This window comes from Ruegeria faecimaris, assembly GCF_900182615.1.
GTDB lineage: Bacteria > Pseudomonadota > Alphaproteobacteria > Rhodobacterales > Rhodobacteraceae > Ruegeria > Ruegeria faecimaris.
This window is the reverse complement of sequence record NZ_FXTE01000004.1, coordinates 217,344-223,771: the sequence shown is the minus strand read 5'-3', so window position 1 is coordinate 223,771 and position 6,428 is coordinate 217,344. Positions and strand designations below refer to the sequence as shown.

The window sequence follows — 6,428 nt, the reverse complement described above, 5'->3', positions numbered from 1 at the left end:
ACCCGATATGACAGATGCCCAAAGGTATTCCTCTCGGCCATCGCTCTCGCTGCTACAGTCCTATTCTGGCTGTAAATCAATGAGTCTGGAGCCTAGACTCTTAAACGGTCGGTGATCTTTCAGAGGATCGGATAAAGAAGTAACGCAATGATTTGAGGCAAGCGGAACGCAAACGATCTGCCCAAAACCTCTCGGGGCTGCACATCCACGAAAACCGGGCGCGGTCAGGCCTTTCATTCCCAACGTGCTTGAAATCAATCGGCTCGGCACCCGGCACGACCATGCGCGCAACTTGCCGGCTAAGTCGAAACTTGGCAAAGCATCTGCCGACCGTGGCCAAAAAGTCCTTAATGAACACACCAAATCACGCCGCAATTCACCAGTCTTGATGCCGCAGCGCAGCAAGGCTATCAAACATTCACCAACAGGAGGCGTTTGCGAGCGTTAACATGCCGGTTCTACCCAAATCACCGATATACCTGCGCGTATTGTTCGCCTAGAAGTTCGCCAAACAAACAGGACCGGGACCTGATATGACACATTTCGACAAGATCCTGATCGCCAACCGCGGCGAGATTGCCATTCGCGTGATGCGCGCAGCGAATGAGATGGGCAAACGCACAGTCGCCGTATATGCGGAAGAGGACAAGCTTGGCTTGCACCGTTTCAAGGCGGACGAGGCCTATCGCATCGGCGAGGGGATGGGGCCGGTTGCCGCTTACCTCAGCATTGACGAGATTATTCGCGTGGCCAAGGAATGTGGTGCGGATGCCATCCACCCGGGCTATGGCTTGTTGTCGGAAAACCCAGATTTCGTGGATGCCTGCGTCCAGAACGGGATCACCTTCATTGGACCAAAGGCCGAAACCATGCGCGCCTTGGGCGACAAGGCCAGCGCCCGCCGCGTGGCCATCGCCGCCGGAGTTCCGGTGATCCCAGCGACCGAAGTGCTGGGCGACGATATGGACGCGATCCGGTCACAAGCCAAAGAGATCGGATATCCCCTGATGCTCAAAGCATCCTGGGGCGGAGGTGGCCGCGGCATGCGCCCAATCGAATCCGAGGACGAAATGGAAGAAAAAGTCCTGGAAGGCCGCCGCGAAGCCGAGGCTGCCTTTGGCAATGGCGAGGGCTATCTGGAAAAGATGATTATCCGCGCCCGCCATGTCGAGGTGCAGATTCTGGGCGACAAACATGGCGAAATTTACCACCTGTATGAGCGCGACTGCTCGGTCCAGCGCCGTAATCAGAAAGTCGTGGAACGCGCGCCTGCCCCGTATCTCAGCGAAGAACAACGCGCGGAAATCTGCGAACTGGGCCGCAAGATTTGCGCCCATGTAAATTATGAATGCGCAGGCACCGTCGAGTTCCTGATGGATATGGAAACCAGCAAGTTCTACTTCATCGAGGTGAACCCGCGCGTTCAGGTGGAACATACCGTCACCGAGGAAGTCACAGGTATCGACATTGTGCAGGCACAGATCTTGATCGCCGAGGGCAAATCGTTGGCCGAAGCCACCGGCGCCGCCAGCCAAGCGGATGTGCACCTGAACGGTCATGCCCTTCAGACCCGGATCACAACCGAAGACCCGCAGAACAACTTCATTCCCGACTACGGTCGTATCACCGCATACCGCTCAGCTACTGGCATGGGTATTCGCCTAGATGGCGGCACGGCCTATGCGGGTGGTGTAATCACGCGGTACTACGACTCGCTGCTGACCAAGGTCACGGCCTGGGCCCCGACGCCACAGGCCGCGATTTCGCGAATGGACCGAGCGCTGCGCGAGTTCCGTATTCGTGGCGTCAGCACCAATATCGACTTTGTCATCAACCTGCTGAAACACCCGACCTTCCTGTCGAATGAATACACCACCAAGTTCATTGACACGACGCCCGAGCTGTTCACCTTTAAACGACGCCGTGACAGGGGCACCAAGGTTCTGACCTATATTGCGGATATCACCGTGAATGGGCATCCCGAAACCAAGGATCGTCCCGAACCGCGTACCGATCTGAAAGAGGCCAAGGCCCCGGCTCTGAAAAGTGAACCGCAGATGGGCACCCGCAATCTGCTAGAACAAAAGGGCCCGCAGGCGGTGGCCGATTGGATGAAGGCTCAGCGCCAGTTGCTGATCACCGACACCACGATGCGCGACGGGCACCAGTCGCTGCTGGCGACGCGGATGCGGTCGATCGACATGATCAAAGTGGCCCCGAGCTATGCGGCCAACCTGCCGCAGCTGTTCAGCGTCGAATGCTGGGGCGGCGCCACATTCGATGTGGCTTATCGGTTCTTGCAGGAATGTCCGTGGCAACGTCTGCGTGACCTGCGCGAGGTGATGCCGAACCTGATGACCCAGATGCTTTTGCGCGGTGCAAACGGGGTTGGATACACCAATTACCCCGACAACGTGGTGCAGGAATTCGTTCGTCAGGCGTCAGAAAATATCGACGTGTTTCGCGTCTTCGACTCTCTCAACTGGGTCGAAAATATGCGTGTCGCGATGGATGCGGTGGTCGAGAACGGTAAAATCTGTGAAGGCACCGTTTGCTATACTGGCGATATTCTGGACCCGAACCGTGCCAAATATGACCTAAAATACTATGTTGGCATGGCGAAAGAGTTGCGCGATGCCGGGGCTCATATTCTGGGCCTGAAAGACATGGCCGGCCTGCTGAAACCAGCCTCGGCCAAGATTTTGATCCGTGCGCTGAAAGAAGAGGTCGGGTTGCCAATCCACTTCCACACGCACGACACTGCCGGTATCGCCAGCGCCACCATTCTGGCCGCCTCCGAGGCGGGTGTAGACGCAGTGGATTGCGCGATGGACAGCTTCAGTGGCAACACTTCTCAGGCGACATTGGGCACTGTGGTCGAAGCGCTGCGCCATACGGAACGCGACACCGGTCTGGACATCAAAGCCATCCGCGAAATCAGCGACTATTTCGAGGTGGTTCGAGGCCAGTATGCGGCCTTTGAATCCAGCCTGCAGGCCCCTGCATCCGAGGTATATCTGCACGAGATGCCCGGTGGCCAGTTCACTAACCTCAAGGCTCAGGCGCGCAGCCTTGGCCTGGAAGAGCGTTGGCATGAAGTGGCGCAGATGTATGCGGACGTGAACCAGATGTTCGGCGATATCGTCAAAGTCACGCCTTCGTCAAAAGTGGTTGGCGACATGGCGCTGATGATGGTCAGCCAAGGGCTGACGCGCGCCGATGTCGAAAACCCGGACTCGGACGTGGCCTTCCCGGATTCGGTCATCGACATGATGCGCGGCAATCTGGGGCAGCCTCCGGGCGGGTTCCCTGATGCGATCATCAGCAAGGCGCTTAAGGGCGAAAGCCCCAACACTGACCGCCCCGGCAAAGACGTACCCCCGGTCGATCTGGAGGAAACGCGCGCCGAGCTATCTAAACAACTGGACGGCAAAGAGGTCGACGACGAGGATCTGAACGGATACCTGATGTATCCCAAGGTGTTCCTTGATTACATGGGTCGCCATCGGATCTATGGCCCCGTCCGCACCCTGCCAACGCGCACATTCTTCTATGGAATGGAGCCCGGCGAAGAGATCGCCGCGGAAATCGATCCCGGCAAGACTCTTGAGATTCGCTGTCAGGCCATCGGTGAAACCGATGAAAATGGTGAGGTCAAAGTGTTCTTTGAACTGAACGGTCAGCCCCGTGTGATCCGGGTGCCAAACCGTCTGGTGACGTCAACCACGCAGGCCCGACCCAAAGCGGAAATCGGCAACCTCGCACATATCGGCGCACCGATGCCGGGTGTCGTGGCAACCGTTGCGGTTACTGCGGGACAAGAGGTCAAAGAAGGCGATATGCTTTTGACCATCGAGGCCATGAAGATGGAGACTGGCATTCACGCCGAAAGGGACGCCGTAGTCAAAGCCATCCACGTTCAGCCAGGCGGCCAAATTGACGCCAAGGACCTGCTGATCGAGCTGGAATAGCAAAAAAAGGCGCGCCTCTGGGGCGCGCCTTTTCCATTTCATTGGGTTAAGGTTCAGCCGTCTACGGTTTCTCCTTCAACCTCATCTTCGACCAATGCCTTTTCTGTTTCATCACCAGAAACATCATAATCCGCAAGCGCCGGCAGACCCAGCAGGTCGTGCAACTCGTTCAGGGCGTCGTCAGACAACTCGCGACCGCCGGTCAGAGTATCCAGAGCCTCTTGCGGGTCAGAAGATCCGGCCAGGTTTGTCTCGGCCTCCTCTACAGCCAGCGCAGCCTCTTCGACCGCGTCGTCGTACTTGTCCTGAGCGGTGATGCCCTCGGCAAGCTCGTCTTCGGTCGGCTCATAGGCCTCTTCGATCTCTTCTGCGGTCAGTTCCTGCAGGTCTTCCAGTTCGTCGTTCTTATCCTGCAGATCTGTCGCCGCATCGGTATGACCAAGAATGCTCTGCTGATAAGAGTACAGTTTTCCTGGCATACTGTTCGGGGACGCATTCATAAGAGCCGTTTGGCTGGCATGGGCTGCGTTCAGACCTTTAAGCTCCGATGCAATTTTGCCGTGCTTGTTGGGGTGAACCGGCTCCTCATCAACGACAGCAGTGGTAACTTTGGTCATCTTGGCAGGTTTCTTATTGCCCTTGACCAGATTACCAATCGAAGCGACCAGCCCGTTTTTCTTTTGAGTCGTAGCGCCCGTTTTGGCAGTTTTTTGCTTTTTCAGGCCAAGACTGGCGAGCAACCCTTTGCCAGTCCCCTTTTTACCCGAGGACTTGCCACCTTTCACCTGTGAGGACTTGTCGCCAGACTTATCCGCGCCGTTCCCATTTCCACCACCATTGCCTTTGCCACCGCCATTACCTTTGCCGCCACCATTTTTGGCGATGGCCATATCAGGTACGGCAACAACTGCCACAAAGCTTACAGCGCCAAGCAGCAGAAATGAGGTCGCAACTACACGCGAAAGTAACAAGAACCGTTTCATATTATTCACCTGTCCTTCTTGAGCAGTGGCAGCAGATACCACAAAATCAAGCACCTGAGTTAACGTTGACAGTTAGTTAATAATTGAATTTGGGTAAAATGGTGGCTTTTTTCGGCGTGTGCGACCCACCGCGCTCACACCGCCAGCACAATATTGGCTATTGCAGCTACGAAGATTGAACCAAATGTCAGCAGCATTCCGATTTGCCTGAGGATAACGATCTGCGGAGACCTGCCAAACCCATATGCATGAAGCAGGCGACCACCCAGCAAGGCCAATCCCAACAGGTTCAACAGCAACCCGCTGGCGCCCTGCAATTCAACCATCGCCATCAATAACAGCGCAAACGGCGCGTATTCCGCGAAATTGCCATGAGTTCGGATCGCCTTGATCATTTGCCCCTTGCCACCATCCCCGTAGGAAACCTTTTCGCCCCGTCGGTGGCCAATGACCCGAAGGCTCAGCGCCAGATACAAAAAGGCGGCTAATGCCGCATAAACCGGTGTAATTGTCAGCATGGGTGGCTCCGTCTATTAATATTCCTAAGCTCTGGGCAAAGCTTAACGCGGAATCTCGACCGGTCCAGTTGAACCGGGCTGCTGCTACGCGAGGTCAAGTCTGTCTGGATTTCCTCCGCACGAGAAGATTTTTTCCAAAAGTCGCGTTTTTCCCCTTGCAGCTTTCCGCCAGAATTAATACTTCACGCCTCACTCAACGGCGCGGGCGTAGCTCAGGGGTAGAGCATAACCTTGCCAAGGTTAGGGTCGGGCGTTCGAATCGCCTCGCCCGCTCCATTGAGAGGTCTCCGGACCAAATATGTATCTGATGCGGGCGTAGCTCAGGGGTAGAGCATAACCTTGCCAAGGTTAGGGTCGGGCGTTCGAATCGCCTCGCCCGCTCCAGATACAAACCCTCTCACTCAACGCTGTTTTCTTATGGCGCGGCCTGCTGAAAAAGCATGACCCGCGTATATGTTCATATGCCGCAACCGAACAAAGCCACCTTCACATTGGCCGCGCGGACGGCGCATAAGAACGTCTTTGACACCGCGCCGAAGTACTCCGATCACGACCCGGACCGAATCTTCCGCGTGACAACGTTTGAGCAGGGCTAGAAGGCCTTGAACGTCATTGTGGTCAGCGAGCGTTCTATACCCGAGATCACCAGCAGATTTTCATTGATGAAATGTCCCACATCCTCGGCCTCGGGGATGTAAAGCTTCAGCAGCAGGTCATATTCGCCGCTGGTAGAGTAGAGCTCCGAGTGGATTTCGCGCAACGCGATCTCTTCAGCCACCTTGTAAGTGGTGCCGGGTTTGCAGCGGATCTGGATGAAAACACAGGTGGACATGGGCCGGGCCTTGTTGGTTGAGTTGGCCGCAGGCTGACATGGGCTGCGCCCGGGCGCAATCCCCTGCAACAGTTTGCGGCGATTGCGACGGATGGTCTGGATCAACCCGCCCTACCCCGTCTAT

General features: G+C 56.2%; 5 protein-coding genes and 2 tRNA genes. 4 read left to right on the top strand and 3 right to left on the bottom strand.

The annotated features are described in order from the left end of the window. The first annotated feature begins 533 nt into the window (after window positions 1-533). Window positions 534-3,971 (top strand): pyruvate carboxylase, encoded by a 3,438-nt coding sequence (locus FN806_RS10670; protein WP_142636886.1) that lies wholly within the window; start codon window positions 534-536, stop codon window positions 3,969-3,971. A 53-nt stretch (window positions 3,972-4,024) separates the two neighbouring features. Here the strand turns inward: FN806_RS10670 and FN806_RS10665 are convergent, their stop codons facing one another. Both FN806_RS10665 and FN806_RS10660 read right to left on the bottom strand, forming a co-directional pair. Then, complete coding sequence (locus FN806_RS10665) at window positions 4,025-4,954, bottom strand: hypothetical protein (protein ID WP_142636884.1); 930 nt, start codon at window positions 4,952-4,954, stop codon at window positions 4,025-4,027. Between the two features lie 134 nt (window positions 4,955-5,088). Further along, window positions 5,089-5,472, bottom strand: coding sequence for an MAPEG family protein (locus FN806_RS10660; RefSeq protein ID WP_142636882.1), 384 nt, complete (start codon window positions 5,470-5,472; stop codon window positions 5,089-5,091). A 201-nt stretch (window positions 5,473-5,673) separates the two neighbouring features. Between FN806_RS10660 and FN806_RS10655 the strand changes: the two genes are divergently transcribed. The 3 genes from FN806_RS10655 (at window position 5,674) to FN806_RS20475 (ending at window position 6,068) form a co-directional block, all read left to right on the top strand. Beyond that, window positions 5,674-5,748: transfer RNA gene (locus tag FN806_RS10655), tRNA-Gly, on the top strand. A gap of 33 nt (window positions 5,749-5,781) precedes the next feature. After that, a tRNA-Gly gene (locus tag FN806_RS10650) sits at window positions 5,782-5,856 on the top strand. Between the two features lie 56 nt (window positions 5,857-5,912). After that, window positions 5,913-6,068 (top strand): hypothetical protein, encoded by a 156-nt coding sequence (locus FN806_RS20475; RefSeq protein WP_185956685.1) that lies wholly within the window; start codon window positions 5,913-5,915, stop codon window positions 6,066-6,068. On the opposite strand, the gene FN806_RS10645 is transcribed toward FN806_RS20475, so the two are convergent. After that, complete coding sequence (locus FN806_RS10645) at window positions 6,065-6,304, bottom strand: Lrp/AsnC family transcriptional regulator (RefSeq protein ID WP_142636899.1); 240 nt, start codon at window positions 6,302-6,304, stop codon at window positions 6,065-6,067. The genes FN806_RS20475 and FN806_RS10645 overlap by 4 nt on opposite strands. Between the last annotated feature and the right edge of the window lie 124 nt (window positions 6,305-6,428).